This window comes from Streptomyces sp. NPDC015345, assembly GCF_043078805.1.
In the GTDB taxonomy this organism is placed as follows: Bacteria; Actinomycetota; Actinomycetes; order Streptomycetales; family Streptomycetaceae; genus Streptomyces.
In genome coordinates, this window is record NZ_JBIBTX010000004.1 from 19,033 (window position 1) to 44,020 (window position 24,988).

Genomic DNA, 24,988 nt, shown 5'->3' on the forward strand with positions numbered 1-24,988 from the left:
ATGGAGGTATTGACCGACAACGCCGGCCTCTTCTGGCAGGGCTTCATGGGCACGGTCCGGCTGATGTGCCTGAGCACGCTTCTCGCGTTCGCCCTCGGGATCGTGCTCGTCTCCTTCCGCATCAGTCCGGTGCCCCTGTGCCGCGGGATCGGTGCGACGGTGGTGACGGTGCTCTGCAACACCCCGCTCACCGTCCTCTTCTTCGCCGTGACGCTCGGGCTGCCCATGCTGGGGCTCACCGGGGTGAGCTACTTCACGCTGGCCGTCCTGGTGATGGGGGGCTACGCGTCGGCGTTCGTCTGCGAGGCGCTGCGCTCGGGCGTCAACACGGTGGAGATCGGCCAGGCGGAGGCCGCCCGCAGCCTCGGCATGTCCACGCTGCAGGCGGCGGTGCTGATCGTCTTTCCGCAGTCCGGCCGGGCGGCGATCCCTCCACTGGGCACCGTCGTGATCACCCTGGTCAAGAACTCCGCGCTCGCCGGCGGCTTCAGCGTCTACGAGCTGTTCACCACCGAGAAGACCCTGGTGGAGCGAGGCTACGCGGTGGCGGTCGTCTTCCTGTGGGTGACCGCCGCCTATCTGGTGCTCATCACGGTGGTCAGCACCGGCTTCCGGTTCCTTGAGCGCCGACTGGCGGTGCCGCGATGAGGACCGCCCTGTTCGAGGCCCCGGGCCCGCGTGCCCGCCGCCGTCACAGCTGGTACACGGCGCTGGTGGCGGCGGTCACCGGTGGCGTGCTCGGCTGGATCCTCCTCCGCTTGGCGGACGCCGGGCAGTTCGACGCGCGGATGTGGGAGGCCTTCACCTACCGCGGGGTCCAACTGCGCATCCTCACCGGCGTGGTGGACACCGTGAAGGCGTTCGTTCTCGCCGTGGTGCTCTCCATGCTCCTCGGCTTCTTGTTCGCGGCGGGACGGCTCTCGGCGCACCGCGTCCTGCGCGGGCCGGCCGGGGCGCTGGTGGAGTTCTTCCGCGCGGTACCGGTGATCATCACAGTCTTCGCCCTGTACGCCACCGACCTGCTGCGCACCTGCGTCACCGCGGTCGCCGACCTTCTGCGGAACGCCCTCGCGAGTCCGGGCGAATGGCTGGCGGCGAACTTCGCGAGCCCCACGCTGTGGGCCCTGGTCATCGGGATCGCCCTGTACAACGGCGCGGCCCAGGCGGAGATCCTGCGCGCCGGCGTCGGCGCAGTGCCGCGGGGGCAGTTCGAGGCGGGATACGCATTGGGGATGCGCAAGACGCAGGTGATGACCGTGGTGGCCATGCCCCAGGCGGTACGGACCATGTTGCCGAGCATAATCAGCCAAATGGTAGTGACCTTGAAGGACACTTCGCTCGGCTTCTTCATCATGTACGAAGAGCTCCTCTATGCGGGAAAACTCCTGGCGCAGAACACGGCGACTCCTTACGGCTACCCCTACCTCCCCGTCCTGTGCGTGGTCGGTTCCTTGTACATCGTCACGTGCACCTTGCTTTCCTATGCCGCCCGCCGTCTCGCGTCACGCAATTCATACACCATTCCTTCCGGTCATCGGCAGCGCTATCTGATGACCATGACCGGAATGGTGCGGGATCGGCGGGTGCGGTCCCGCGAAAGTTTCCTCGAAGAAGGCCGAGGGAAGTAAAGGCGTATCCAACTTCGCCGCTTCATCGCGGCCGTGACACATTCACCCCGTAGACGGAGAGAATCGGCATGGCCGAACCTGTGGAATGTGTGGACGACCTTTACCCCACTCGCGTCGAGGCTGAATCGGTGCCCTTCGCGCGGCACCATCCGGTGGTGTGGGACGACGCTTCACCGGGCCCGCTGTCCACCGATGAGGTGGCCGCCTATGACGGGGATGGTTTCCTCGCCTTCGGCGCGCTCATCGACCCCGCCGAAGCGCGCGAGTGCCATGAGGAGATTCAGCGTATGGCCGCCGACAGCGTGCTGCGGTCCTCCGGGCGGGTGGTGGTGGAACCGGACTCCGACGAGATCCGGTCCGTCTTCGAGGTGCACCGGCTCAGCGACGTCTTCAGGCGCGTGGTCCAGTCCGGCCGCCTCGCCGACCGCGCCCGGCAGGTCCTCGGATCGGACGTCTACATCCACCAGAGCAGAGTCAACTACAAGGCGGCCTTCGACGGATCGAAGTTCGGCTGGCACTCCGACTTCGAGACCTGGCACTCAGAGGACGGCATGCCCGCACCCCGTGCGCTGAGCTTCTCCGTCGCCCTCACCGACAACCTGCCGTACAACGGCCCGCTCATGATCATTCCTGGTTCCCAGCGGACCTTCGTGCCCTCGGTCGGGCGCACCCCTCCCGGCTATCACAAGCTGTCACTGCTGGGGAAGAACCTGCCGGCGGGACCGGCCGACCGCACCGCCGTGACGGCACTGGCCCTGCGGCACGGCATCCGGCAGTTCACCGGACCGGCCGGTTCCGCCGTCATGTTCGACTGCAACTGTCTGCACGCCTCCGGGGGAAACGTTTCACCGTTCCCCAGGACGAACCTCTTCGTCGTGTACAACAGCGTCGACAACCCGCTGACCACGCCCTACGCGGCTTCGGAAGCACGACCGCGCTACCTCGCCGACCGGGACTTCACACCGGTGCCCCGGTCCGCAGACCGGCCGCGTCGATGAGCCGCGACACTTCGAGCGTGGTGTAGCCGCGCTCGAAGTGCCGCGGCTCGGACAGCATCAAAGAGACCAGGGCCAGCACCAGCCGCGCGTGCTCCTCGGCCGTTCCCGGCCAGGCGCCAGCGTCCAGCATCCAGGGCTCGCTGTCCGCCGTCGCCTCCGCCAGCCCCGCCCGGATGAGCGACTTGGACAGCTTGGCCCCGGACGTCGACAGCACCACCGGCGTGAACAGGCGCGCCGGGAGCACCGCCCCCGGCCGGCACAGGAACGCCTCGTCGAGCAGTCGGCAACCCGCCGCCCAGTCGGCCCCCTTGACCACCACGGCGAGCGCGTCCTCCCGCGCGGCCACCCGCTCCTTGAGGAGGTTGCGGTGGAGCGTGCCCGAACTGATGTACGCCCCGTCGTCCGACCCGTCCGCCCGCACCTCCACCACATAGCGGCCGTGGTCGAGGCAGACCGCCGCGAGCTCCGCGTGCTCCGGCCCCGCTGCCAGCAGTTCGGTGTGCTCGCCCCCCTTCTGCGCCCAGCCGCACCGCGGGCACGGAGGGCTCAGCGGCACCGAGCCGTGCGACGGTGCGAGCACCCACCGCAGGGTGTCCATACGGACCAGTGAGTCGAGGAACTCCTGCCGGAAGTCGCGTCGGCTCTGCTGCCTCGTGTACGTCTCGACCTCGTAGGCGACGCCCGTGGCCGAGGACAGCGCGTCGAAGAAGCCTCCGTAGTACGTGCGGGTCAGCTCCGCTATGCGCGCGCCGCCCAAGGCGTGGCGGAAGGAGCGCTCGTACCGCGTTCCCGTGCGCGGGCATCGGCGCGTCTCGCAGGCGGCGTTGTCCAGTGCGCCGAAGCGCAGCGTCACCTCGACACCGAACCGCTCCCGCGCCGCCTGGGCGAGGAGGAACGCGGAGGCCTGCATGACGCTGGTGCCCAGGTGCGGGGCGCCGTTGATCTGGACACCGGCGTAGAAGGACACGCGGTGGTGTCCGGTCGCCAGCAGCCGCGGGCGGATGAAGTCGACGCTGTGTTCGACGGCGCCGGTGGTCACGCTGACGGGCGAGACGGGCGCGGTCCGAGCGGTGTCGGAGGAGGTACTGGTGGGGTGGGCGCTGGTGAGGCGGGTGCTGTCTGTGATGTCGGCGGGCTCGGCGGGCTCCATGGGACGTCCTCTCTGCTGGGCGGGGCGTGACACCCTCCGGCACCGAGGGCGGGCGGAGGCGGGCGCAGGTCACCAGTGCCGGCGGACGGCGGACTGCGGCAGGTCCACGACGCGCAGGGGACCGGTCCAGTGGGGCACGGCCGACTCGTCAAGGGCCTCCAGCCGTGTCGTACGCGAGCGTGCGGCCGTACGCAGCAGCTCCATCAGTCCGTCGCCGGTCAGTCGGCTCGTGTACGGGTCCGCGCTTCGTCCTGCACCCGTGTGACCTGGCCGGATCCCGTCCTCGGCCGTCGTCCTGCGACAGGCGAGGCCGACGATGAAGTAGGCCGGGGACCAAGGGCCCGAGCGCCAGATCACGGCCTCGTCCCGCTCCTCCAGGAGGAGCACCTGATCGGGGTGGTCCCGGGTGAAGTCCCCGAAAGGCAGCGGGCACAGCGTGACGGCGTGCACGGCGAAGCCGGCCGCTGCCAGCATCCCGACGGCCTTGCGAGGACTGGAGTAGCTGCCGATGGTGATCCCCAGGCCGTCCCCCAGCGCACGGCCGTGCGCGATGACCGGAGGTATCAGCTTCAGGCCGTCCGTCCCCCCACCGACGGAGCGGCGCAGGGCATCGACCTCGGGGGACAGCGGGACGTAGGGCGGATTGCTGGTGACGACCAGGGGGCGGCCCAGCGGGGCGGGAGCCGTGGCCAGCAGTTCGGCGGAGGACAGCGCGGTGAAGTCGCCGCGGGAGAAGGTGACGCGGCCGCCGTTGTCGGACGAGGCGTAGTGCTCGCGCGCCCAGTCCACGGTGTGTCCGCCCGAATCGATGCCGTGGACCCGGTCCGCTCCCGCGCGGGCCATGGCGGCCGCGGCGGCACCGCTGCCGGAACCGAGGTCCAGGACCGCACGGCCGCCCGCGTCGATCAGGTCCTGCGCCACCCATACCCCGATCTCGGTGTCGGCCGGTTCGAAGAAGACCTGGGGGGAGGAGGGCGGGTCCAGGTCACGCGGTGTCAGATGCCGGTAGGCGGTGACGCGGGCCGGTTTCATGGCAGGACCTCGATCCGGGTGGAGGGACGGGGGCGGTGGACGATGTGGTGCGGAGCGCGTCACTTCGGCCCGGTGCCCTGTCCGCTCACCCATTCCAGGACGGCCATCGCACCGGTGAGTTTCATGGCCGCCTGTGTCCAGGCCACGGACCGGGCCCCGTCCAGGACCTCGCCGGAGACCTCGTCCCCGCGATGGGCGGGCAGATCGTGCATGAACAGGGCCTGCGGCCAGCGGGCCAGCAGGGCCGCGTCCACATGGAACGGACGGAACGCCTCACGCCAGCCGGGGTCGGGCTTCGCGGTGCCCGTCGTCTGCCAACGGGTGGTGTACACGACGTCCACGTGATCGGGCAGGTGCGCCGGATCGTGCACCTCTTCCAGAGTGGCGCCCGTGACCGCGGCTCGACGCGACGCCTTCGCCAACTCCTCCGCCGGCAGCCCGTAGCCGGACGGAGTGCTGAAGGTGACCCGGGCCCCCGGCACGGCCGCCAGCGCGTGGGCGAGGGCCACGGCCGTGTTGTTGCCCTCGCCCATGTACAGCACGCTCACACCGGTCGGGTCCCCTGTCACCAGGTGCAGGGTGGCGAGGTCGGTGACCCCCTGCGTGGGGTGCTCCTCGGTCGCCATCGCGTTGACCACCGGCAGGCCGCCCTCGCGGGACAGCTCACGCAGCTCTGCCAGGGGGCCGACGGTACGCGCCACCAGGAGGTCGAGCATGCGCCCCAGCACGCGACCCGTGTCGGCCACCGACTCACCGGTGTTCAACTGAAGGTCCTGCGGGCCGTACGCGACGGGAACGGCGCCCAGCCGGACGGCGCCGACGGTGAAGGCGGTACGCGTACGGGTCGAGGTCCTGGTGAACAGCACGCCGACGACGCCGCCCTCCAACGGCCGGTCGTGCGCGTGCCGGTCGCGGTACAACTCCACCGAGCGCGCGGCCAGTTCCCTGATCACGGCCGGCTCCACCTCGGCCAGGGAGAACAGACCGCGGGCGGGAGCGGGCCCGGGCCGCGAGAAGTCGTCGTTGTCCATGCTGTCCCTTTCAGTGGAGGGTCAGTACAGGGTTCAGTACAGGGTCAGGGTCCGGCCGAGGCCCCGGCGGACGGCGGCCTCGTACACCGCCCCGAGCAGTCCGACATCGAGGACGGCCATGCCGAAAGGGTTGCTGATGACGTGGGACCCGGTGGGCCGGACTGCGGGCCGCTCACCGATGAGGACCTGGCCGAGCGTGCCGTCAAGGGGCCGGCCGGTGGGGTCGTGACCGTGCGCACGGCTCTTCGGCACGCTGTCCGTGATCTGCCCCTCCCGCATCATGCGTCCCAGAACTCTGCGCGGGTTGTCGGCCACCAGGGCGACGTCGTCCACGAACACGGCCTGCGCGGTGAGGAACGCGTCGGGCAGCAGGTCGGCCAGAGACACATGCGCGACGAAGGTGCCGGGCGTGAGCCAGGCGGCCGGCAGATAACCGCGGTCGGCTGTGGTCGTCGTCACCACCACCGGCGCGGCGGCCACCGCCTGCCGGGCACCCGGCTCCACCCGGACGGTGAGGTGGGGGTGCCGCTCGCGGATCCAGCCGGCCAGGTCCTCGGCGCGCCGTGGGTCGGTGTCGTGGAGATGGACGCGCGTCGTACGCGGGAACGTCGCGACCAGCAGTCCGACATGGACACGGGCGAGCATGCCGCAGCCGATGAAGGTCACCGCGTCCCACTGCTCGGGGCCCAGATGCCGCAGGCTGACCATCGTGTACGCGGCCGTCCGGGTCGCGCTCAGCCAGCCGGCCTCGGCCAGCACGCGCGGCCGGGCGGTGTCCGGATCGAAGAGCATGGCCAGGCCGGCGGCCCGCTCCCTGCCGTGGGACGGATTGCTGGTCGCGGCGTTGATGATCTTGATCCCCAGCAGCGGGGGACCGTCGTCGTCCTCCACCGCGCCGAGCATGGCCAGGGAACGGCAGTACGCGCCTTCGCCGTTGGTCCAGGGGAGGTAGCCCTCGGGGGGCAGCGCCACCCGGCCCTCGGCGTGCCGGCGCAGCACCCGTGCGGTCTCCGCGCAGACGTCCACGTGGGCGAGGCAGGTGAGCACCGCTTCCCTGTCGAGAAAGAGGAGTTGCTCCGACATCGTCACCTCTCGGTCTGCGAAGCCGTCGGCCCGTGCGGTTCACGGCAGCAGGCCGACGGCTTCGAACGCCTCGGCGCCGCCCGGCACGGCCGTGGCCCCGACCTCCTGGAAGAGCCGCACCGCGTGCCGGGATGCCTTGCGGATGCCCTGGTCGACGGAGGCCGACGGGTAGGAGTCGTGCACGACCTCCTCGACGGCCGACGGCGCGAGCCCCGCGGCGGCCAGCGACGCGCGGACGGGCCGCAGGTCGGGCAGCAGGCTGCACCGGATCAGACCGGGCAGGCAGCGCGCGATGCGGCCGCGTGACCCGGCGGACTCCCGGGCCCACAACTCGCGGAAGAACCGGGCGAAGAACACGTGGTGCCAGCCCTCGTCCTTGGCGTGGTCCCTGACGATGTCCCGGACCACGGTCAGCACATCGGGATCCTTCGGGATGTCGTTGAGCACCGCGGTGATCAGCGTTTCAAAGACCACGACCTGCAGCAGTTGGGCCAGGGCCGGTTCGTACGGCAGGGCCTCCGCCCCGATCGCGTCGAGTCGTTGCAGGAACGGACTGAAGTCGTAGGCCAGCGGGGCGACTTCCGACGCGGCGGCGACCTGCTGGATGACGTCGAGGCTGTAGAGGGAGTGGTACCCCTCGTCGCAGTAGATGCGGTACGCGTCCAGCCGGACGGCGACGTCCGTCTCGACTCCGCACCGGTTTCCCGCGATGCGTTCCGTGGCGCGGTTGACCACCCGCGTCTCGAACTGGGCCGTGAAGTCCAGGTACTGGAAGAGGTGCCGGGCGAGGAGTTCCCTCCGGCGCGCCTCGCCGAGCGCCACCACCCGTGGGTGGTCGAGGTAGGGCACCAGGGCCGGGGGGTAGAAGGCTCGTCCGGTCTCCAGCTCCCGCGTCAGGTGGCGCCGGGGGCCGCTGCGGACCCCGGCGCGCTCGTACCAGTCGCGCTCCTGCGTGCTCACCGCTGCCTCACCTCACCCAGGGATGGGTCTTCCGTGCCGGGCGTGCGCGTCGTGTTCGGCGTCTCCGGTGTGTCGACGGTGCGCTCGGACGGCGCGCCGGTGGGGGGTACGGGGGCCGAGACGGTGAATCCGTCGGCGATGTCGACCTGCGCCAGGGCCCGTTGGGCACGCCACCGCGGTGAGTAGACGGTGTCGACGTAGCGGTCTCCGCCGTCGGGGCACAGGCACGCGATGTCCGTGCGTTCGGGGCTCTCCCGGAACAGCCGCAGCGCCGCCGCGACGAGCGCACCGGAACTGGAGCCCACCGCGATGCCGGTCGTTTCCTCCAGCCACAGGCAGGCGCTGACCGCCGACGGCGGGTCGACGTGGACGGCCGGGCGGTAACCGTGCGGCAGGAACGTCGACCTCCGGCTCGCACCGATTCCCGAAAGCACACGTTCACCATGTACGTCGCCCAGGGCCACCGAGCCGACGACATCCACCCCGATCAGTTCCCACTCCGGTTCATGCGTGAGGACGTAACTGTGGAAGCCCGCCAGCGTGCCCCCGGTGGACACCGCCACCAGCACGCTCATCGGCCTTGCGGGCAGCTGCGCGCGTAGCTCCGGCGCCGTCCACCGGGCGTGCACGGCGGGGTTGGCCGGGTTCGTGTACTGGTTCGGCCACACGAGCCCCGGCTCCCGGCGTACCCGCTGTGCGACGTGGGCGAGGCGGTTGAGCAGGAACCCGCCGGCACCGTCCGGCTGTTCGACCACGACGACCCTTGCCCCCATGGTGCTCAGGGCGCTGCGCACCGACGGGCTGACCCGGGGGTCCACGACGGCGGTGAAAGGCACCTGCACAGATGCGCTCAGGGCGGCCAGTGCCAGGCCGAGATTTCCCGACGTCGACTCGATCAGACCGATACGGGGATCTATGCGGTCCCTGACGTCGTGCCAGAGCGCGAAGGCAGTGCGCCCCTTGATGGAGCCGTACGGATTATGCGATTCGAGTTTCAGCCAGAGGGTTCTGGGTGTATTGTCGAATTCGATTCTCAAAGGTACGACCGGACTGGGGGACCAGGAAGCGCTCACCGGTTCCGAGTGGTCAGGAAACCGGCCCGGAAAAATCTCCAAGGCACCTCCGTGGCATTGTCTCGCCAAGACCGGATTAGGGGCAGCGCCGTCGCGCTTCCCAGGTTATGGCCCCGTTTGGGGTGCCGCAAGGAATGGAATGCGCCACATCTTGATGTGGCAGCCAACCATTGTCGGCATATGCCAATGGGGCGCCTTTGGGGTTCCTGTTCTCACTGTTTTTTCGGTGAACTCCAGAGTATTCAGAGTATTTGGTGCGAGGGCCACGACGTTTGTGCGTGAGGACGTGGTACGCCCCCTACGTACGACGGTGCGCCGGCGCGAGCGCACGGCAGCACCCGCACCCCGCACGCAGGCCGAGCCGCCAGGGCATCGACCGCCACCAGGACGCGCCCCGCGATCTCGGACGGCAACAGCAACTGCCGCAACAGCACCCTCCGCAGTGGACGACCTGGCGCGTCCCGCGATGGCGCGACACATACGGCACCGTCCGGACCTGCCGACGCGCGCACATCCGGTACCGGCGCACCATCGGTGCCCGTCCCCGCGCCGCCGCCGGGCAAGGGAGCGGGCGGCGCCGTGAGCCGCGTGGCCGGGGGAGCGCCGTCGCGGCGGAGCCGCCGTGCCTGGCCGATCGCGGTGCCGACGTCGGCGCCGTGCCCGCCGCGGGAAGCGCGCCCATGCGGTTCAGCCAGGCGACGGCCAGCGCCGAGACCAGCCCGACGACCAGGCAGCACAACCACGGCAGCGCGGTCAGGCCCGTGCGCCGACCGAGGTCCAGGGTCCACCCCACGAGCGCGTTGCCTCCGGCGGCGGCGAGGCCGGAGAAGACGTAGAAGATGCCGAAGTGGGTTCCGGTCAGCCGCGTCGGGCCGAAGAGCGGGACCAGCTCCATCGCCAGGGGATGCACGATCATGATGCCGAAGTAGACCAGCAGCGCTCCGACGACCACCGGACAGGCGTTGCGGACCGCCGTGCCCCAGTCGTCCGGCGTACCGGAACCGCACACGAGGAGAGGCGGAACGAAGCCGACCGCTGTCAGGACGATGCCGCGCGCGATCCACACCGGGCCGCTGCCGCGGCGAGCCAGCGCCCGCGTGACGCGCAGTTGCCAGACCATGTTGGCCAGCGCCCCGATCACCAGCACCGCGCTCGCCGCCTCCTGGCGTCCGGTCACCTGGCGCGCCCCCTCGGGCAGCAGCAGGTACACCTGGTTCTCCAAGGTGCTCATGCCCGCCATGGCCACGGCGAAGGCGATGAAGGTCCGGTTGCCCAGGACCTCCCGCCAGTCCCCGCGGACCGTGGTCCCGCAGCGCGGGGCCTTCCGAGCGGGTAGCGCGTACATCTGAGCCAGGGTCAGGGCGGCGAAGACGCCGGAGGCGACGAGGGCGCAGACGCGGAAGTCGACCAGGAGCAGGACCCCGCCCAGGGTCAGCCCCAGCAGCGATCCCCCGGTCGCGAAGACGTTGAGCAGCGCGAAGGCCTCGGCCCTGCGGGGCCCGGCCTCCTGGGCCAGATAGGTCCGCACCGCCGGGTAGAACAGGGCCCCGGCCAGCCCGCTCAGCGCCGAGGCGGCGAGCAGGAGCGGCAGGCTCGAACCCACCGCGAACAACGCGAACCCCACGGTGCGCAGCAGGCAGCCGAAGATGATCACACCGCGGGGACCGAGCCGGTCGGCCGCGGAACCGCCGAGCACGAACAACCCCTGCTGACTGAGGTTCCGCACCCCCAGAACCAGCCCGACCAGCGCGGCAGAGAGCCCCAGATCCTGACCGAGATAGGTCACCAGAAAGGGGATGAGGAGGTAGAAGCCGACATCCACCCCGAATTGATTGACGAGCAGCAGCCGTACCGCGAGCGGAAAGCTACGGTATGCGCGAAGCGTTTTCATGCCAGTTCCCGAGAGTGGCCCCCACCGAGTGGTAATCCGGGCCGAGTGGATGTGGGCGGTCGTCGGTCATTTTTCCTGTGGTGACAGCAACGGCCCCCGGGGCGGAATCTGCGCGGTGTCACCAGTCCTCACGCCGGCCCCTCGGCTGAACTCGGATCCGGACGGCGGGAGCCGCGCGACCGGTGGCCGGAAAACGCCCGACCCGGCTCGGAGGCTCCCTACCGATGTCCACGAATGGTCTCTACGGTGAGTCGACGATCCGCGATACCGCTCGAAACGCACAGCGACATTTGTGTTCCCACCCTTCGCCAGGAGGCGGGTTATGACGGGCAGCACGGGTACGGGCACCGGCTCCGCGCACATCGCGGGCCGCGGCATCCTCACCATCGCCGGCACCGGCGAGGCCGGCTCACGAGGGGACGGCGGGCCGGCCGCCCGGGCGGCGCTCAACCAGCCGCGGGCCCTGGCGGCCGACGCGTCGGGTGCCCTCTACATCGCCGAGTGGAAGGGGCACCGGGTGAGGCGGATCGCGCCGGACGGCACCATCACCACCGTCGCGGGCACCGGCGAGCCCGGCTACGGCGGCGACGGGGGGCCGGCCGCCCGAGCGGAACTCAACGAACCGGGCGGCCTGGTGTGTGACGCCGCGGGACATCTGTACGTCGCCGACTACTGGAACCACCGGGTGCGGCGGATCGCGCCGGACGGCACCATCACCACCGTCGCGGGCACCGGCGAGCCCGGCCACGGCGGCGACGGGGGCCCGGCCGCCCGAGCGCTGTTCAACGAACCCAGAGGGCTGGCCCTGGACGGCGCTGGCACGCTCTACGTCGCCGAGTGGAAGGGGCACCGGGTCCGTGCCATCGACGCCGACGGCCGCATCACCACCGTCGCGGGCACCGGCGAACCCGGGTCCGGACCGGACGGCGTGCCGGCCGTCGAGAGCGACCTGCACCACCCCATAGACATCGTCACGGACGCCGCGGGCCGCTTGTACATCGCCGACTGCTGGTCCCACCGGGTGCGTGTGGTGTCACCCGACGGGCTGGTCACGACCGTGGCGGGCACCGGCGACCCCGGATACGACGACGGCGTCGCCCCGGCCGCCGCCAGCCCCCTCCACCAGCCGCGCGGCGTCGACCTGGACCATGAGGGCAATCTCTACGTGGCCGATTCCCTCAACGGGTGCGTCCGCGTCGTCCGCCCGGACGGCAGTATCACGACGGTGGCCGGCGGACCCCCCGGTGAGGAGCGGGAGAGCGGCCCGGCCGCCGGGGTGCTGCTGCGCCATCCGCGGGCGGTGCGTCTGACGCCGGGCGGGGACCTCATCATCGCCGAGACCGATCGCCATCGGGTCCGCAAAGTCACCGCGTCCGTCTGACGCCACGGTCGGCGAGCCCGCCGGGGCCGCCGCTCGGACGTCACCGCGGTGGGGGAGACGGCGGTCCCGGCGCCGGACGGCCGGTGGGATGCGCATGTCTCATGAGACGGCTCCTTCTGGTACGAAGCACCGCGCCCGCCGACCGGAGGCAACCCTCCAAACCCAGCGGCGCATTGCTACTGCGAACAAGCCTTGCTGTCTCCAGTCTGTCCCCCGTCGCCCGGTCAACGCGCGGTTGAATCAGTACGGGTTAACAAGTGGGACAGTAGGAAGAGCGTGCCGTCATCCCTCGCATCCCGGAGCGACCGCGATCCCTGTGGGCCGTTGGAACAGGGCGCCGGAGTGACGGTGCGGCAGGTCGACGACGCGCAACAACTCGAAGCCCTGGCTCAGGTAGTAGCGGTGCAGCAGGCCATTGGTCTTCCACGCCTCCAGCCGCAGCCAGGGCTTCTCCCGCCGCGCCGCCACCCGGCCCGCCCAGTCCAGCAACCGCGCGCCCACCGACTGTCCGGCGGCCGCCCGGCTCACCACCAGGTCGTGGACGTACAGAGCCGCGTCGGGGTCGTCGTCCGCCCACCACTCGGGATCACCGTGCTCCTCGACGGTCACCGTCCCCACCAACCGGCCGCCCCGGAAGGCGAGATGGCAGTCACCGGCCTCGACGGCCCCCGCCATGCGCCGGCGCCTGGGCGGGTACTGCCACTGGTCGAGCCCCTTCGAGGCGAGCCAGCGGCTCGCCTCCACCCACAGCTCTTCCACGCGGTCCACTTCGTCGGGGCGCGCGGGCCGGATCCGCAGGTCGTTCATGACGCGCGCTCCTCGCTGCCGGCGCCCGAACAGCGCAGGGCCACCGCCGCATGACAGGCGATCCCCGCAGCGAGGGCGTCCTCGTCGATGTCCGCCCGGTCGGAGTGCAGAGCGGGGGCCGACCCGGGATCGAGGCCCGGCGGACACGCGCCCAGAAAGGCGAGGGCGCCCGGTACCGCGCGCAGGACGTAGGAGAAGTCCTCGGCGGTCATCGCCGGTGCGGACAGCACCTGGACCTGTTCGGGGCCGAGCACCCGCGCCGCCGTACGCAGCACGAACTCGGTGAACGCCGGATCGTTGCGGGTCACCGGATACCCGGGAAGGATCGACACCTCTGCCGTCGCCCCATGGGTGACGGCGATGCCCGTGGCGATCCGCTCGACCATCTCGTGCACGTGTACGCGCGTCTCCGGCGACAGGGTGCGCAGCGTTCCCCCGAGCTCGACCGTCTCCGGGATGATGCCCGGCAGCGAACCCGCGGCGAGGGAACTCACCGTGACGACGGCCGGGTCGGCGATGTCGATGGTCCTGGTCACCGAGGTCTGTAGGGCGAGGACGACCTCGCAGGCCACCGGCACGGGATCGCACGCCGTGTGCGGCGACGACGCGTGCCCGCCGCGGCCGCGGACGACGATGCGCAGCTTGTCGGAGGCGGCCATCTGCGGGCCGGGGCGCAGCCACAGCGTGCCGCTCGGCAGCCCCGGCATGACGTGCAGGGCGAACGCGGCGTCCACCGCGCGGCCATCCGTGGAGAGCAGCCCCTCGTCGATCATGTGGCGGGCACCGTGGTGGCCCTCCTCGCCGGGCTGGAACATGAACACCACACGCCCGGCTAGCTCGTCGCGCCGCTCGGCCAGCAGCCGGGCCGCGCCGACCAGCATGGCCATATGGGCGTCGTGCCCACAGGCGTGCATGGCGTCGGGAACCCGCGAGGCGAACGCGAGACCGGTGGCCTCCGACAGGGGCAGCGCGTCCATGTCCGCGCGCAGCAGGACCACCGGGCCCTCCCGCCGGCCGTCGAGCGTCGCGGTCACCGAGGACAGCCGCCGCCCGGTGCGCACCTTCAGGCCCAGGCCGTCCAGCGCCTCCAGGACGCGTCGCTGGGTCGTCGGCAGGTGCAGGCCGATCTCCGGCCGGGCGTGCAGGGAGCGGCGCAGCGCCACGGCGTCGGGCAGGACACGCCGGGCCTCGTCCAAGGTCACGTCACCGCTGCGCATCCGCACTCTCCTCCCCGGGGGCCGCGGCCCGCCGAAGCGTGTGGGGTCGACGCGACCACAGTAGGGACGCCGCACGGGTGCCGGGCAGATGGCCGCTCCCCGAAAGGCCGCGTTTCGGTCACTGTGGTGACCGGAGGCGTTGTCCTGTTCGCACTCCTGTCGGCGGCCCACGACACTGGCATGCTCGTCAGGGCTCAGTCCCATCTCCCATCCCCCGCCCGCGGAAGAAGTGAGGGACGGCCATGACCGTGTCGGACGCGGACGCCGAGAGGGCGCCACGGGCACCCTGGCAGTGGCGGGAGGAGGAGTGGCGTCGGCACGTCGAGCGGGTGCGCGCCGGGCGCGGCCTCAAACCGGCCCGGTGGCCGCACGGCGCCCGAGCCGCCGTGGCGTTCTCCTTCGATCCCGACCACGAGACGATCCCGTTGCGGGACGGCGAGGTGATGCCGGGCAAGCTGTCGCAGGGCGAGTACGGCGCCCGGGTGGCAGTGCCGCGCATTCTCCGGCTGCTCGAACGGCACGCCCTGCCCGCGACGTTCTTCATGCCGGCCGTGTGCGCGCTCCTGCGCCCGCAGGAGGCCCGGGGCTATGTGGAGAACGGCCATGAGGTCGCCATCCACGGCTGGATCCACGAGCGCAACATGGAGCTCGGCCGCCAGGACGAACGGGAACTCGCCTTCCGGTGCGCGGAGACCCTCGAACGGATCACAGGACAGCGGCCCGTGGGCATCCGCACCCCCTCCTGGGACTTCAGCGAACACACGCTGGACATCACCCTCGAACTCGGCCTGGAGTACGACTCCTCCCTGATGGCCGACGACGACCCGTACGAGATCCTCTCCTACGGGCAGCCGACGGGACTGGTCGAGATACCTCCCGAGTGGATCCGGGACGACGCCGTCTACTTGAACATGGACCGCTACAGCGCCGTGCGCCCCTACACGATGCCGCGGCACGTACTGGAGCTGTGGCGGGACGAGTTCGACGCCGCCTACGCCGAAGGCGGCCTGTTCGAGATCACCCTGCACCCGCACGTCATCGGCCACCGGTCACGGATCGTCGCCCTGGAGAAGCTGATGGAACACGTCTGCGGGCGCGACGACATCTGGTACGCGACGCACGCGCAGGTCGCCCGGCACGTACGTCACGAGGCGGCGCTCGGCGACGGCCGCCCCGCCGCGTGACCGGGCGGCGCGCCGTCAGCCGGGACGCCGGTCGACGTCACGAACGCGCGCACCGGCCCAGTGTCGCCAACGCCGCTGCCACCGAGGGCGATTCGGCCGCAGACCACGCCGCCCGGCACGCTGCCCACAACGCGTCCTCGGGATCTCCTCGCCCTGTCAGCACCAGCTCGCGGTCCCGCACACTGCCCACCCAGCCCCCGCACCGGTAACCGCCGGGGTACTTCTCGACGCGGCGCGCGGGAGCCAGCAAACCGCGCAGGTCCGCCGCCAGATGTGTCGGGCGGCGGTGCTCCGGGGCGGTGAGCAGGTCGTGCGCGGTGGTGGCACCGGTGAGGACCACGAGGCTGTCGAACCCGGCGCTGCGCGCACCCTCCACGTCGGTGTCCAGCCGGTCCCCGATCATGAGGGGCCGCCGGGCACCGGTCCGGGCCGCGCCCTCCCGCAGCAGGGCGGCGGACGGCTTGCCCGCCACCGTGGGGACGGCGCCGGTGGCGGCCCGCACCACGCCGGCGAGAGCGCCGTTGCCCGGCGCCGTGCCCCGGTGCGTGGGCGCGCTCGGGTCGGCGTTGGTGACGATCCACGGCACCCCGCGTCCCACCGCGTACGCCGCCTCGGCCAGTTCGCGCCAGCTCACCGTCGGCGCGAAGCCCTGGACGACGCAGCCGGGATCCTCCTCGGCCGAGCGGACGGGCTCCAGGCCGTACGCCCGTAACGCGGCCAGCAGCCCTTCGCCCCCGATGGCCAGGACCCGGACGACCGGCGGGCGCAGCTCGGCGGCCAGGCGGGCGGCGGCCTGGGCCGAGGTCACCACGTCGTCCTCCGCCGCGGGCAGGCCGAGCCGACGGAGGTGTCCGGCCACCGCGCGAGGTGTGCGGTAGGCGTTGTTCGTGACGTAGGCCAGGCGCATGCCCAGTGCTCCGGCGCGCGTCAGGGACGGAGCGGCGTGCGCCACCGCGTGCGGCCCCACGTAGACGACACCGTCCAGGTCGAGGAGCGCGGTGTCGTACGCCTGCGCGAGTGGAAGGGGGCCTGGTTCATCGTCCACGGCGAAGTGCCCGGTCATCGCACCGTCCTGGATCAGTCGGAGACCGCTCGGCAGGCGTCGCGCCCGGAGAGGGCGGGGCCATCATGACAAGGGCGGACAGCGCGCACAATGCTCCTGGCCGGCGGGCGGGCCGGCTTCAACCGTAGGCCACCACGTACGCGAGGACGACGGCGAGGCAGAAGAGGGGGTAGTAGATCCGGAAGCCGATGTTCAGGTTGCGCCAGCCGACGAGGTCGTTCTTCCCGGCGAGCCGACCGCTGACCAGGGCGGCCAGCACACAGCTGCCGGCCAGGAAGATGAAGGCGTAGTACCCCCACTCGATGGCGACGGTGTACTCCACGTCCGGCAGGGACCCGGTGACGGCGGTCAGCAGGACGGCGGTGCTGAGGATGGCCGTGATGCCCATGGAGATCTGGCTGCTGATGTAGCGCTTCTCCCGGGCCAGGAACAGCGAGGCGTAGGTGACCAGGGCCAGCAGCACCAGGGGCAGCATGTTCTTGAGCAGGAAGGAACCGAGGTCGCGCTCGATGGTCACGTCCGCCACGTACTGCCCGTAGTAGATGCCGGGCGTCTCCTCTGTCACGGCCGGATCGCCCAGTGCGGCGGTACTGCCCACGGTGGCCTTGTACAGATCCAGGTTGGTCGACTTCCACCCGGACAGCCGGTCGATGGTGGAGTTGACGTCGCTGCCGCTGCGCAGCGCCTCCGCCTGGTCCTGCTCCAGCAGCTTGCGGTCCCCGATGTAGACCACGTGGGAGGCGGAGTACTTGTGGTTCTGCAAGGCGATGGTCAGGTGCTGCCGGTCGAAGGGGAACTGGTGGAAGTCGAGCGACGCCTTGAAGGTGCCGGTGACCCGGTAGAGGCGGTACTTGATCCCCTCGCGCTCCGAGGAGCGGACCGGAGAGCCCAGGGAGACGTCGGAGTCCGCGGCGTTGACGAAGTCGACCGCGGTCGCGTCGTCGCTGCCGCGGTAGCGGAACCACAGGAAGAAGTCCGCCTCGAAGGTCTCCGCCTCGGTGTCCAGCGCGCTGACCTCGTTGAAGTTGAACCCCGTGGACACGATCTGCTGACGGACGAGCACCTGGTCAGCGACGCGCACCGACCGGTCGGCCGCGATCTCCGTCGCCGCGTCGAGGCCCTTCGCCGTGTCGGAGGGCATGAGCTGGATGGCCGCGGACACGACCTTGCCCCCGCGGACGACGCCCATGGTCACCGGCTGCGGCAGGGAACGCGCGGCGTCGAAGTACATCAGCCCTTGCAGGCATTTCACCCCCTTCTCCGGACTGTTCATGGACTCCAGACTCCGGCGCACGGCCTGCCGTTCCGGCGCGCCGGGCCTGGCCGCCGAGACTCCGGAGCGCTTCAGGGCCTCGACGGCCACGTCGATGGACGTCTGCGCCGCCATGGCGGGCCAGGAGGGCAGGGAGCCGTTGTCGTCGCGGAAGGATTCGGCCCAGTTCAGGGCCTCGCCGGTGAGGCTGTCGGCCATCAGGGGAGAGGCGACGTACAGGTTGCGGGTCAACGCCTCCGTCTTCTTCTCCTGCGGGGTCTTCCGCAGCCGGGCGACGAAGGCGTCGTTGCTCAGCGCGTCGCCGCCGACGACGGTGCCGCGTACCCCCGCTTCCCGCAGGGCCACCAGGGTCCGCTCGGCGGCGTCCTCGTGCATGGCGAGCACGACCGGCCCGGCGGAAGCGTCTTCCGCGACGGCGGCCACGGCCTTGTCGATACGTCCGCCAAGCCCGGGGTCCGTGACGCGGCCGATGCTCTCGGTGTGCCGAACCCGGCCGAGCCCGCCGAACGCCTCGCGGAAGCCGTCGGCCAGGGTGCGCCCGTAGTCGGTGTCGGTGTGGATCACGGACGCGGTCCGGGCCTTCTCGACGCTGTTCAGGTACCCGGCGATGAAAGCGCCCTGGTAGCCATTGGTGAAGGTGGCCCGGAAGAACCAGGGGTTGTCCCGGGTGACGGCGTCCGCGGTCGCCGTCGGGGTGATGGCCGCGATACCGGCGCCCGCGTAGACCGGCCCTGCGGTGAGCGCGGTGCCGCTGACGGTGTGACCGACGACCAGTGCCGCCCGGCCGTCCTCGACGATCTTCCTGGCGACCCGGCGGGCCGTTTCCGGGTCGTCTTTGTCGTCGTGCACGAGCAGCCGGACAGGGTGGCCCGCGACCCCGCCGTGGCTGTTGATCTGGTCGAGGTGGAACCGCGTCCCTCGCAGCACCGCCTGCCCGCGCTCGGCCCCCGGCCCGCTCAGCCCGGCCACCACGGCCACGTGCACCGGCGCGGGCTCGTCGCGCGTCAGCCGGAGCGACAGCACGACGAGCGCCGCGACCACCGCGGCGGCCGTGACCGCGAGCGCCGCGTGCGCGGCGCGGCGGCGCCAGGCGGGCCTTTCCGGGGCGGGCTCGGGAGGGGGCGGCGGGTCGGCGAAGTCCTCGACCTCGGGCGGCGGAGCGGACGTCACCTTGCGCACCCGGTGCAGACGGGCGTGCGCCTCGCTCTCGGGGTTCGCCGCCACCGCCTGCTCCAGGCAGTACTTTCGATGGCTTTCGTCGGTGACCAGCCAGGCCAGCCAGAGCCACGCCGGTTCGTACGCGCGGTCGGCGAGCAGCGCCTTCCGCAGCAGGCCCCGGGCCTCGTCCTCGCGTCCCTGCTCGGCGGCGCTCACCGCCTCCCGGGTGTGGACAGGGGCCAGCAGATCGTCATCGGCCACAGTGCTCTCCCCTTGTCACCTGCGCGGCGGGCGAACGGTCGGCGCAGCGTCCGGATACGGCTTCGGGCCTCCGGCCTCCTCCATGCTCGCCACCATCCCCAGGAGCCGCCCGTCCGGCCCGTCCCTCCGGGTGAACGGGCGACGGCGCGCGAGAGCGGTCGAGTCCCGCGACGGCTAGGCAAGGTGCCGGGGTGCGCCCTCCTCGATGGTGGCCGCGCAGGCGGTGAACGCCTCGTCGTCGCCACCGTACGGATCGGGCACATCGCGATCATCGAGGAACAGGGCGAGTTTGTGGGCGGTGGCCCTGTCGGTGAGGCGGCGCAGCTCGGTCAGAACCGCGCGGTCCATCGCCAGGACGACGTCCGCCCACTCCATCAGGTCGGGGCGCACCTGAACGGCGCGGTGGGCACTCAGGTCGTACCCGCGATCGGCCGCGACGGCGATCATGCTGGGGTGTGCGGGCATGCCGACCCACATGTCGATCAGGCCCGCCGAACGGGCCCGTACCGCCGCCCCACCGTCCTGCGCGAGCACGCAGGCGGCATACGGCGAGCGGCAGATGTTACCGAGGCACACGGTCAGGATGCGCATGGTCCCTCCGGGGCGGCGGTGGGTTTCGCGGGCGGCCGCCGGAACGCGGCCGGCCCCGAGAAGCGTGACAGTGAGGACGAGGTGTGTCAGGAGGCCGAATCAAGGCGGGCGGATCGTGGCGAAGGACAAGCTGGGCTGCGACGCCCGCCCCGGGGAGCCGTCCCTGCGGGAATCAGTGAGGCGCGGCGTATCCGCTGGGAGATCCGCGACGACATTCACGTAGCGGCCGACATGCACGCAACGGCCGGGATTCACGCAGCAGTCGTGCCCCGCAGCCTCACATCCGGGACCTCAGCACGTCGACCTCACAGCCCGGCGCGAAGGGGTCGAAGCCGTGCTCGATCAGCCAGCGAACCGCCAGCAGGCTTCGCAACGACCACCACGCGTGGATCACGTCGAGGTCGACGTCGGTGCCATAGCCGGCGATGACGTCGTCGAGGTGCTCCTCGTGTCCGAGCGTGAAGGTGGCGAGGTCGTACAGGGCATCCCCCTGGCCCGCCTCGGACCAGTCGATGATGCCGGTGACTTCGTCGCCGTCGAGGAAGACGTGAGCGATCTGAAGGTCGCCATGCGTGAACGCCGCAGTCCACGGCCGGAGCGCGGCCTCGGCGACCCGGCGGTTGCGGGTGACCAGGTCAGCGGGCAGGACGCCGTTCGTCACGAGCCGCTCGCACTCGTCGTCGAGTTCCGCCGCCAGCGCGACGATGCTCCGCCCGGCCCGGCCGGGCCGGGCCGGCAGGGGCGCCTCGTGCAGCTTCCGGATGGCGGCGCCCGCCGCGGCCCACGCCGCCGGCGACCCGGTCGACGGCCCGCCGAGGCGCCCCAGCGTCGTCCCAGGGAGCGCGGCGATCGCGAGCACGGGAGGCTCGCGCCACAGGACCTCAGGGGTCGGGACCGGCGCGAGGGACATCGCCTCGACCTCGGCGTCGACGCGTGCCTGATCGGCGTCCACCTTCAAGAACACGTCACCGACGCGCAGAGTCGCACGCTCGGAATGGGCGACGACGACTTCGACCTCATCCATGGACGACCAGTATCCCGGGGATGATCGCCGACGTCGCCAGGTTTATGGCGTGCGACTGCGCGGCACTGCGCGGCCGACGCGGCGAGGGCTCCCTGGGGTCGACTCCTCGATGCTGCGCAGGGCGGCCCGCGACGCCACCGGGTCCGCACAGTGCACCTCGCCCGCCACCGCGGCCTGGATCGTGGTGGCCGTCAGGGTGTGCCCGATCGAGTTGTGCAACTCGTGGGACAGGCCGTTGCGTTCGGTCAGCGCCCGCTCCCGTTCGGCCGCCGACGCGAGCCGCTCCGCCGACGACGGGCCAAGCAACCTGGGCGCCGGCCACCGCAGGGCGTACGCCACCGCCAGGCACAGAGCCGCCGCGAGGAACAGGCGGCAGAGCGCCGCCGCCCAGCCGCCTCCGGCCGGGCGGAAGTGGCAACGCAGCGGTGCGCAGGCGGAGTGGCTCCGGGAACGAGGGGCGCCACGCGCTACGCGCCGTCGATGCCGGAGCGCCGTCCGGCGCGGCGGCGGAGCCACAGGGGCAGCGCGTACCAGCAGATGCCGAACCACAGCATGACGCCTGCGACCAGGGCTTCGGCGAAGGGGCCGGGGATCACGATCCGCAGGATCAACAGGAGGGTGCAGCCGATGGTCAGCGCGAGGAGTACCAGGCCGCACATCATCAAGCGTCCTGCCGTTTCCACCAGTTCGTGCTTCATGCGCTGTCCCGACAGGAAGCGGTGGAGGGAGACGGGCGCGATCAACGCGCTGGTGGCCGAGGCGCCGAGAAGCACGGTGACGACGTAGACGGCGTGGTCGAACGTGCCCAACTCCCGGAAAAGCGGGGTGAACGCCACGCTGAGCAGGAATCCGAAGAGGATCTGCACGCCTGTCTGGGCGACCCGCGTCTCCTGAAGGATCTCGTGCCAGCGACGATTGACCCTCTCGTGCGCGGCCTCTGGCACGTCCGCGCCTTCGGCTCGCGAATCCTGGCTGTGCTGATCCGGGCAGCAGGCGGTGTCCTCCTTCACCGATTCGGCCGATCGCTCCGTCATGGTCATGGCATCCTCCCAGGTCCAGGGAGACCGGATGCCCCGTCCGGACGCTTCCATGCAGGTCGGCGCCGGACGACGGTGGTGCGGGGGTGGAGGCGAGCACGAACCGAATCCGTGGCCACCGTCGAGCAACCGGCGGCCCTCACACGCATGGCTCAGCCGGCCTGGCCCGCGCCACGCCCGGCGGTAGCTTGAGGAAGCCGGCGCGGAACGTGTCCTTCTCTGCCGTCCGGGTACTTGAGCCGAAACACGGCTGAACCGGCAGGAACCGGGATGACTGAGGAGGAACCATGCAACTGTCTTTCCTGGAGCCGCTCTTCGACCGCTCCGGCCCGTGGGCAACGGTCTACTTCGACCCCGGCCAGAACGACGAGTCGGGTGCCAAACGCCGTGAGCTGTCCGTACGAGAAGTGTGCCGGACGCTGGAGGAGCAGGGCGCCGACCCGGCGACCACGAAGGCGGTGCGCGCGGCCCTGACCAGCACCGCCACGACCGACTGCCCGGCAGGCCGGGCCCTCTTCGCAGCAGACGGGGAAGTGGTGCTGACCCGTCGTCTCTCCCGGGCCCCGCAGGGACAGATCGCGTGCTGGTCCCCGCTTCCCCGCCTGGCGCCGCTCCTGGAGCTGAGCGGCCAGGACCCCGTCTGTCTCGTGGCGTACATCGACCGCACGGGCGCGGATTTCGAACGCAGGGGAGCCGGCGGGACGCGAGACGTCGGAGGGGTCGAGGGGCAGCAGTGGCCGATCCACCGTACGTCCACCTCGGACTGGTCCGAGCGGCACTTCCAGCTCAAGGTGGAGAACACCTGGGAGCACAACGCCGGCGAGATCGCCGAAGCACTGGCCAGGGCGTACGAGGAGTCCGGCGCCGAAGTGGTGGTCCTGGTGGGCGATCCCCGCGAGCGGTCGGCGGTGCGCGGACGGCTTCCCGAAGCCGTCCGCGAGGTCACGGTGGAGACCGAGCACGGCGGCCGGGCCGCGGGCTCCGACTCCCCGGCGCTGGAGGAAGCCATCGAGCGCGCCCGGCGCGAGTGCGCCGACCGTCGCGTCGGGGTGGCCCTGGACCGTTTCCGGGCCGGACGGGTGGGCACCGACCGGCCGACGGACGCGGTCGAGGGCGTCCCGGCGGTGGTGGAGGCCGCCCGCGAACACCGCATCGACACGCTGCTGCTCCGACCCGGTGGCCCGGACCTGGACCGGGAGACCTGGGTGGGCACAGACCCCGACCAAGTGGCGGTCCGGCGAGGCGATGCGCAGACTCTGGGGGAGAGCGCCCCGGTCTCCGTACGCGCGGACGACGCGCTGCTGCGCTCGGCCGCCGTCACGGGAGCGGAGGTACTGATCGTTCCGCTTCCGGACGACGAGCCTTCCCTGTCGGGCGACGCGGACCCGGCAGCCACGATCGCCAAGAATGGCACCGGAGGCGCGGGGAACACGACCGGCACCGCGGACACCGACGTCCCGGTCGGTGGCATCGGCGCCTTGCTGCGCTGGACGTACCAGTCGACGAGCTGAAGCACGAACTGGAGTGCTGTGGAGGGCGACGACCCCGAGCCCGGCGGACGACGACATGAGAACAAGGGGCCGCGAACAAGGTTGTTCGTAGCCGACGAAGGCGAAGGAAGGTCGATGAGTCGCCCGCTTTCCCAGGGCACGGTGACCGGAGAAACGGGTGCGGCGTAGTGACCCTGTCCGATGCGGTGTTCGCATGGCTGGGGGCGGGAGCGTTGCTCGCGGCGGTGCTGCCCCGCGTGGTGGCGGGGCGGCCCCTGTCGCTGCCGGTGGTGTTCCTGATGAGCGGCATCGTCGTGTACCTGCTCCCGCTGCCGCTACCGGTGGTCGACCCCGTCGAGCAGCGGCTCCTGACGGAGCATGTGACCGAGATCTGCGTCATCATCGCCCTCATGGGCGCCGGGCTGGCGCTCAACCGCCCGGTGGGCCGACGGTCGTGGGCCTCGGCCTGGCGTCTCCTGGGCGTCACGATGCCGTTGACCGTCGCGGTGACCGCTGTGGTGGCGTGGTGGCTGCTGGACTGGCCGCCGGCCGCCGCGCTGCTGCTCGCGGCGGTCCTCGCGCCGACGGATCCCGTGCTCGCCTCGGAGGTACGGGTGGGGGAGCCGACCGAGGACAAGCACGACGAGGACGAGGTGCGGTTCGCCCTCACCAGTGAGGCGGGACTCAACGACGGCCTCGCCTTCCCCCTGACCTATGCGGCGATCGCGCTGGCCGCCGCCGCGGGCAGCGGTTGGTCGGCGGAGTGGGTCGACGGGTGGGTGGCCGAGGACGTCGTCTTCAAGTGCCTGGTCGGCGTGGTCAGCGGGTTGCTGATCGGCAAGCTGCTGGGATGGATGTTCTTCCGGACCCGCTCCTCCACACTGCGGTTGGCCGAGTACCGGGAGGGGTTCGTCGCGCTGGCGGCCACCTTCCTGGCGTACGGGGTGACAGAACTCGCCGGCGGCTACGGCTTCCTCGCCGTGTTCACCACCGCCTGCGCCGTCAGGGCGGCCGAACGGGCCCACGGCTTCCACAACGTACTGCACGACTTCGTCGAACAGATCGAACGCCTGCTGACCTCGACCATGCTGTTCCTGCTGGGCGCGTTCATCGCGCTGGGCGGCCTGGCCCCGCTGACCTGGCAGGGCGCCGCCATCGGGCTGCTGCTCCTCCTGGTGATCCGGCCGCTCGCCGGATGGGCCGGGCTGCTCGGCGGCTCATTGAAGAACGGGGAACGCTGGGTGGTCGCGGGCTACGGCATCCGCGGAATCGGCTCCCTGTACTACCTCGCCTACGCCCTGGGCCAGCAGGACTTCTTCGTTCCGCAGCGGGAGCTGTGGGCGGTGGTGACCTTCACGGTGCTGGCCTCCGTCGTGCTGCACGGTGTCACGGCCGGCCCGGTGGTCCTCCGCCTGGACCGGCGGCGGACCGCGGAGCCCCTGCGGTGCCCCAGGTAGCGGGTAGGGGATGCCCGCGCACCGCAGGTCGGCGGGGCGCCGGAGTCGACCTCGGAGCCCTGCGCTCCTTGGCTGCCCAGGCCGCCGACGGCATCGCTGTGGCCCGGCGGATCCGCTCGAACCCGGCGTCCGTGTCCGGGGCGTCCGCCACGTCGCCAAGGCCGGTCAGCACCGCGCGCGGTGCTACGTCGCCGATCAA

The 24,988-nt window shown here is 71.3% G+C and carries 21 protein-coding genes and 1 pseudogene; 7 read left to right on the forward strand and 15 right to left on the reverse strand.

Annotation, left to right across the window (positions count from 1 at the left end):
• The 3 genes from ACF062_RS17310 (at position 1) to thpD (ending at position 2,626) form a co-directional block, all read left to right on the forward strand.
• Complete coding sequence (locus ACF062_RS17310; protein WP_392138959.1) at positions 1 to 648, forward strand: amino acid ABC transporter permease; 648 nt, start codon at positions 1 to 3, stop codon at positions 646 to 648.
• A 65-nt stretch (positions 649 to 713) separates the two neighbouring features.
• Positions 714 to 1,628, forward strand: coding sequence for an amino acid ABC transporter permease (locus tag ACF062_RS17315; protein WP_392138961.1), 915 nt, complete (start codon positions 714 to 716; stop codon positions 1,626 to 1,628).
• A gap of 68 nt (positions 1,629 to 1,696) precedes the next feature.
• Positions 1,697 to 2,626 (forward strand): ectoine hydroxylase, encoded by a 930-nt coding sequence (gene thpD / locus ACF062_RS17320; RefSeq protein WP_392138963.1) that lies wholly within the window; start codon positions 1,697 to 1,699, stop codon positions 2,624 to 2,626.
• On the opposite strand, the gene ACF062_RS17325 is transcribed toward thpD, so the two are convergent.
• From ACF062_RS17325 to ACF062_RS17355, 7 genes and pseudogenes are all read right to left on the reverse strand, one after another.
• The gene (locus tag ACF062_RS17325; protein WP_392138965.1) at positions 2,586 to 3,776 is read right to left on the reverse strand and encodes a hypothetical protein; all 1,191 of its coding nucleotides are present in this window, start codon (positions 3,774 to 3,776) and stop codon (positions 2,586 to 2,588) included. The two genes, thpD and ACF062_RS17325, sit on opposite strands and share 41 nt — an antisense overlap.
• 69 nt (positions 3,777 to 3,845) lie before the next feature.
• Complete coding sequence (locus ACF062_RS17330) at positions 3,846 to 4,808, reverse strand: methyltransferase domain-containing protein (protein ID WP_392138967.1); 963 nt, start codon at positions 4,806 to 4,808, stop codon at positions 3,846 to 3,848.
• A 59-nt stretch (positions 4,809 to 4,867) separates the two neighbouring features.
• The gene (locus tag ACF062_RS17335) at positions 4,868 to 5,839 is read right to left on the reverse strand and encodes an ornithine carbamoyltransferase (protein ID WP_392138968.1); all 972 of its coding nucleotides are present in this window, start codon (positions 5,837 to 5,839) and stop codon (positions 4,868 to 4,870) included.
• A gap of 33 nt (positions 5,840 to 5,872) precedes the next feature.
• A complete protein-coding gene (locus ACF062_RS17340) occupies positions 5,873 to 6,922 on the reverse strand; it encodes an ornithine cyclodeaminase (RefSeq protein ID WP_392138970.1) in 1,050 nt (349 codons plus the stop codon).
• A 39-nt stretch (positions 6,923 to 6,961) separates the two neighbouring features.
• Complete coding sequence (locus ACF062_RS17345) at positions 6,962 to 7,882, reverse strand: diiron oxygenase (protein WP_392138972.1); 921 nt, start codon at positions 7,880 to 7,882, stop codon at positions 6,962 to 6,964.
• On the reverse strand, positions 7,879 to 8,955 hold the full coding sequence (locus tag ACF062_RS17350) for a pyridoxal-phosphate dependent enzyme (protein ID WP_392138974.1): 1,077 nt from the start codon (positions 8,953 to 8,955) through the stop codon (positions 7,879 to 7,881). Before ACF062_RS17350 ends, ACF062_RS17345 begins: the two co-directional genes overlap by 4 nt.
• A 625-nt stretch (positions 8,956 to 9,580) precedes the next feature.
• Positions 9,581 to 10,846, reverse strand: a pseudogene (locus ACF062_RS17355) (MFS transporter); the annotation flags it as partial.
• Positions 10,847 to 11,168: 322 nt separating this feature from the next.
• Between ACF062_RS17355 and ACF062_RS17360 the strand changes: the two are divergent.
• Complete coding sequence (locus tag ACF062_RS17360) at positions 11,169 to 12,227, forward strand: NHL repeat-containing protein (RefSeq protein WP_392138976.1); 1,059 nt, start codon at positions 11,169 to 11,171, stop codon at positions 12,225 to 12,227.
• 282 nt (positions 12,228 to 12,509) lie between these two features.
• Here the strand turns inward: ACF062_RS17360 and ACF062_RS17365 are convergent, their stop codons facing one another.
• Together ACF062_RS17365 and ACF062_RS17370 are read right to left on the reverse strand one after the other, a co-directional pair.
• Entirely contained in the window at positions 12,510 to 13,034 is a 525-nt protein-coding gene (locus ACF062_RS17365; RefSeq protein ID WP_392138978.1) for a GNAT family N-acetyltransferase, read from the reverse strand.
• Entirely contained in the window at positions 13,031 to 14,251 is a 1,221-nt protein-coding gene (locus tag ACF062_RS17370; protein ID WP_392138979.1) for a M20 family metallopeptidase, read from the reverse strand. The genes ACF062_RS17365 and ACF062_RS17370 overlap by 4 nt, the downstream gene beginning before the upstream one ends.
• 242 nt (positions 14,252 to 14,493) lie before the next feature.
• On the opposite strand from ACF062_RS17370, the gene ACF062_RS17375 reads away from it, so the two are divergent.
• Positions 14,494 to 15,435, forward strand: a complete 942-nt coding sequence (locus ACF062_RS17375) for a polysaccharide deacetylase (RefSeq protein ID WP_392138981.1) — start codon at positions 14,494 to 14,496, stop codon at positions 15,433 to 15,435.
• A 37-nt stretch (positions 15,436 to 15,472) separates the two neighbouring features.
• Here ACF062_RS17375 and ACF062_RS17380 read toward each other — a convergent pair whose 3' ends face one another.
• The 6 genes from ACF062_RS17380 to ACF062_RS17405 form a co-directional block, all read right to left on the reverse strand.
• On the reverse strand, positions 15,473 to 16,498 hold the full coding sequence (locus tag ACF062_RS17380; RefSeq protein ID WP_392138983.1) for an HAD-IIA family hydrolase: 1,026 nt from the start codon (positions 16,496 to 16,498) through the stop codon (positions 15,473 to 15,475).
• Positions 16,499 to 16,616: 118 nt separating this feature from the next.
• Complete coding sequence (locus ACF062_RS17385) at positions 16,617 to 19,190, reverse strand: ABC transporter substrate-binding protein (RefSeq protein ID WP_392138985.1); 2,574 nt, start codon at positions 19,188 to 19,190, stop codon at positions 16,617 to 16,619.
• 174 nt (positions 19,191 to 19,364) lie between these two features.
• Positions 19,365 to 19,781, reverse strand: coding sequence for a low molecular weight protein-tyrosine-phosphatase (locus tag ACF062_RS17390; RefSeq protein ID WP_392138987.1), 417 nt, complete (start codon positions 19,779 to 19,781; stop codon positions 19,365 to 19,367).
• A 277-nt stretch (positions 19,782 to 20,058) separates the two neighbouring features.
• Complete coding sequence (locus tag ACF062_RS17395; RefSeq protein WP_392138989.1) at positions 20,059 to 20,805, reverse strand: phosphotransferase family protein; 747 nt, start codon at positions 20,803 to 20,805, stop codon at positions 20,059 to 20,061.
• 42 nt (positions 20,806 to 20,847) lie between these two features.
• Positions 20,848 to 21,111, reverse strand: a complete 264-nt coding sequence (locus ACF062_RS17400) for a histidine kinase (RefSeq protein WP_392138991.1) — start codon at positions 21,109 to 21,111, stop codon at positions 20,848 to 20,850.
• Between the two features lie 161 nt (positions 21,112 to 21,272).
• Complete coding sequence (locus ACF062_RS17405; protein ID WP_392138993.1) at positions 21,273 to 21,845, reverse strand: DUF6328 family protein; 573 nt, start codon at positions 21,843 to 21,845, stop codon at positions 21,273 to 21,275.
• 284 nt (positions 21,846 to 22,129) lie between these two features.
• On the opposite strand from ACF062_RS17405, the gene ACF062_RS17410 reads away from it, so the two are divergent.
• Together ACF062_RS17410 and ACF062_RS17415 are read left to right on the forward strand one after the other, a co-directional pair.
• A complete protein-coding gene (locus tag ACF062_RS17410) occupies positions 22,130 to 23,353 on the forward strand; it encodes a Vms1/Ankzf1 family peptidyl-tRNA hydrolase (RefSeq protein WP_392138994.1) in 1,224 nt (407 codons plus the stop codon).
• 167 nt (positions 23,354 to 23,520) lie between these two features.
• Complete coding sequence (locus ACF062_RS17415; RefSeq protein ID WP_392138996.1) at positions 23,521 to 24,789, forward strand: cation:proton antiporter; 1,269 nt, start codon at positions 23,521 to 23,523, stop codon at positions 24,787 to 24,789.
• The last annotated feature ends 199 nt before the right edge of the window (positions 24,790 to 24,988 follow it).

Bases quoted from the DNA above. Each gene is read 5' to 3' on its own strand.
- ACF062_RS17330 (WP_392138967.1), bottom strand. From the start codon at position 4,808: ATGAAACCGGCCCGCGTCACCGCCTACCGGCATCTGACACCGCGTGAC.
- ACF062_RS17380 (WP_392138983.1), bottom strand. From the start codon at position 16,498: ATGACCGGGCACTTCGCCGTGGACGATGAACCAGGCCCCCTTCCACTC.
- ACF062_RS17405 (WP_392138993.1), bottom strand. From the start codon at position 21,845: ATGACCATGACGGAGCGATCGGCCGAATCGGTGAAGGAGGACACCGCC.
- ACF062_RS17410 (WP_392138994.1), top strand. From the start codon at position 22,130: ATGCAACTGTCTTTCCTGGAGCCGCTCTTCGACCGCTCCGGCCCGTGG.
- ACF062_RS17370 (WP_392138979.1), bottom strand. From the start codon at position 14,251: ATGCGCAGCGGTGACGTGACCTTGGACGAGGCCCGGCGTGTCCTGCCC.
- ACF062_RS17390 (WP_392138987.1), bottom strand. From the start codon at position 19,781: ATGCGCATCCTGACCGTGTGCCTCGGTAACATCTGCCGCTCGCCGTAT.
- ACF062_RS17365 (WP_392138978.1), bottom strand. From the start codon at position 13,034: ATGAACGACCTGCGGATCCGGCCCGCGCGCCCCGACGAAGTGGACCGC.
- ACF062_RS17325 (WP_392138965.1), bottom strand. From the start codon at position 3,776: ATGGAGCCCGCCGAGCCCGCCGACATCACAGACAGCACCCGCCTCACC.
- ACF062_RS17335 (WP_392138968.1), bottom strand. From the start codon at position 5,839: ATGGACAACGACGACTTCTCGCGGCCCGGGCCCGCTCCCGCCCGCGGT.
- ACF062_RS17375 (WP_392138981.1), top strand. From the start codon at position 14,494: ATGACCGTGTCGGACGCGGACGCCGAGAGGGCGCCACGGGCACCCTGG.
- ACF062_RS17395 (WP_392138989.1), bottom strand. From the start codon at position 20,805: ATGGATGAGGTCGAAGTCGTCGTCGCCCATTCCGAGCGTGCGACTCTG.
- ACF062_RS17340 (WP_392138970.1), bottom strand. From the start codon at position 6,922: ATGTCGGAGCAACTCCTCTTTCTCGACAGGGAAGCGGTGCTCACCTGC.
- ACF062_RS17360 (WP_392138976.1), top strand. From the start codon at position 11,169: ATGACGGGCAGCACGGGTACGGGCACCGGCTCCGCGCACATCGCGGGC.
- ACF062_RS17310 (WP_392138959.1), top strand. From the start codon at position 1: ATGGAGGTATTGACCGACAACGCCGGCCTCTTCTGGCAGGGCTTCATG.
- thpD (WP_392138963.1), top strand. From the start codon at position 1,697: ATGGCCGAACCTGTGGAATGTGTGGACGACCTTTACCCCACTCGCGTC.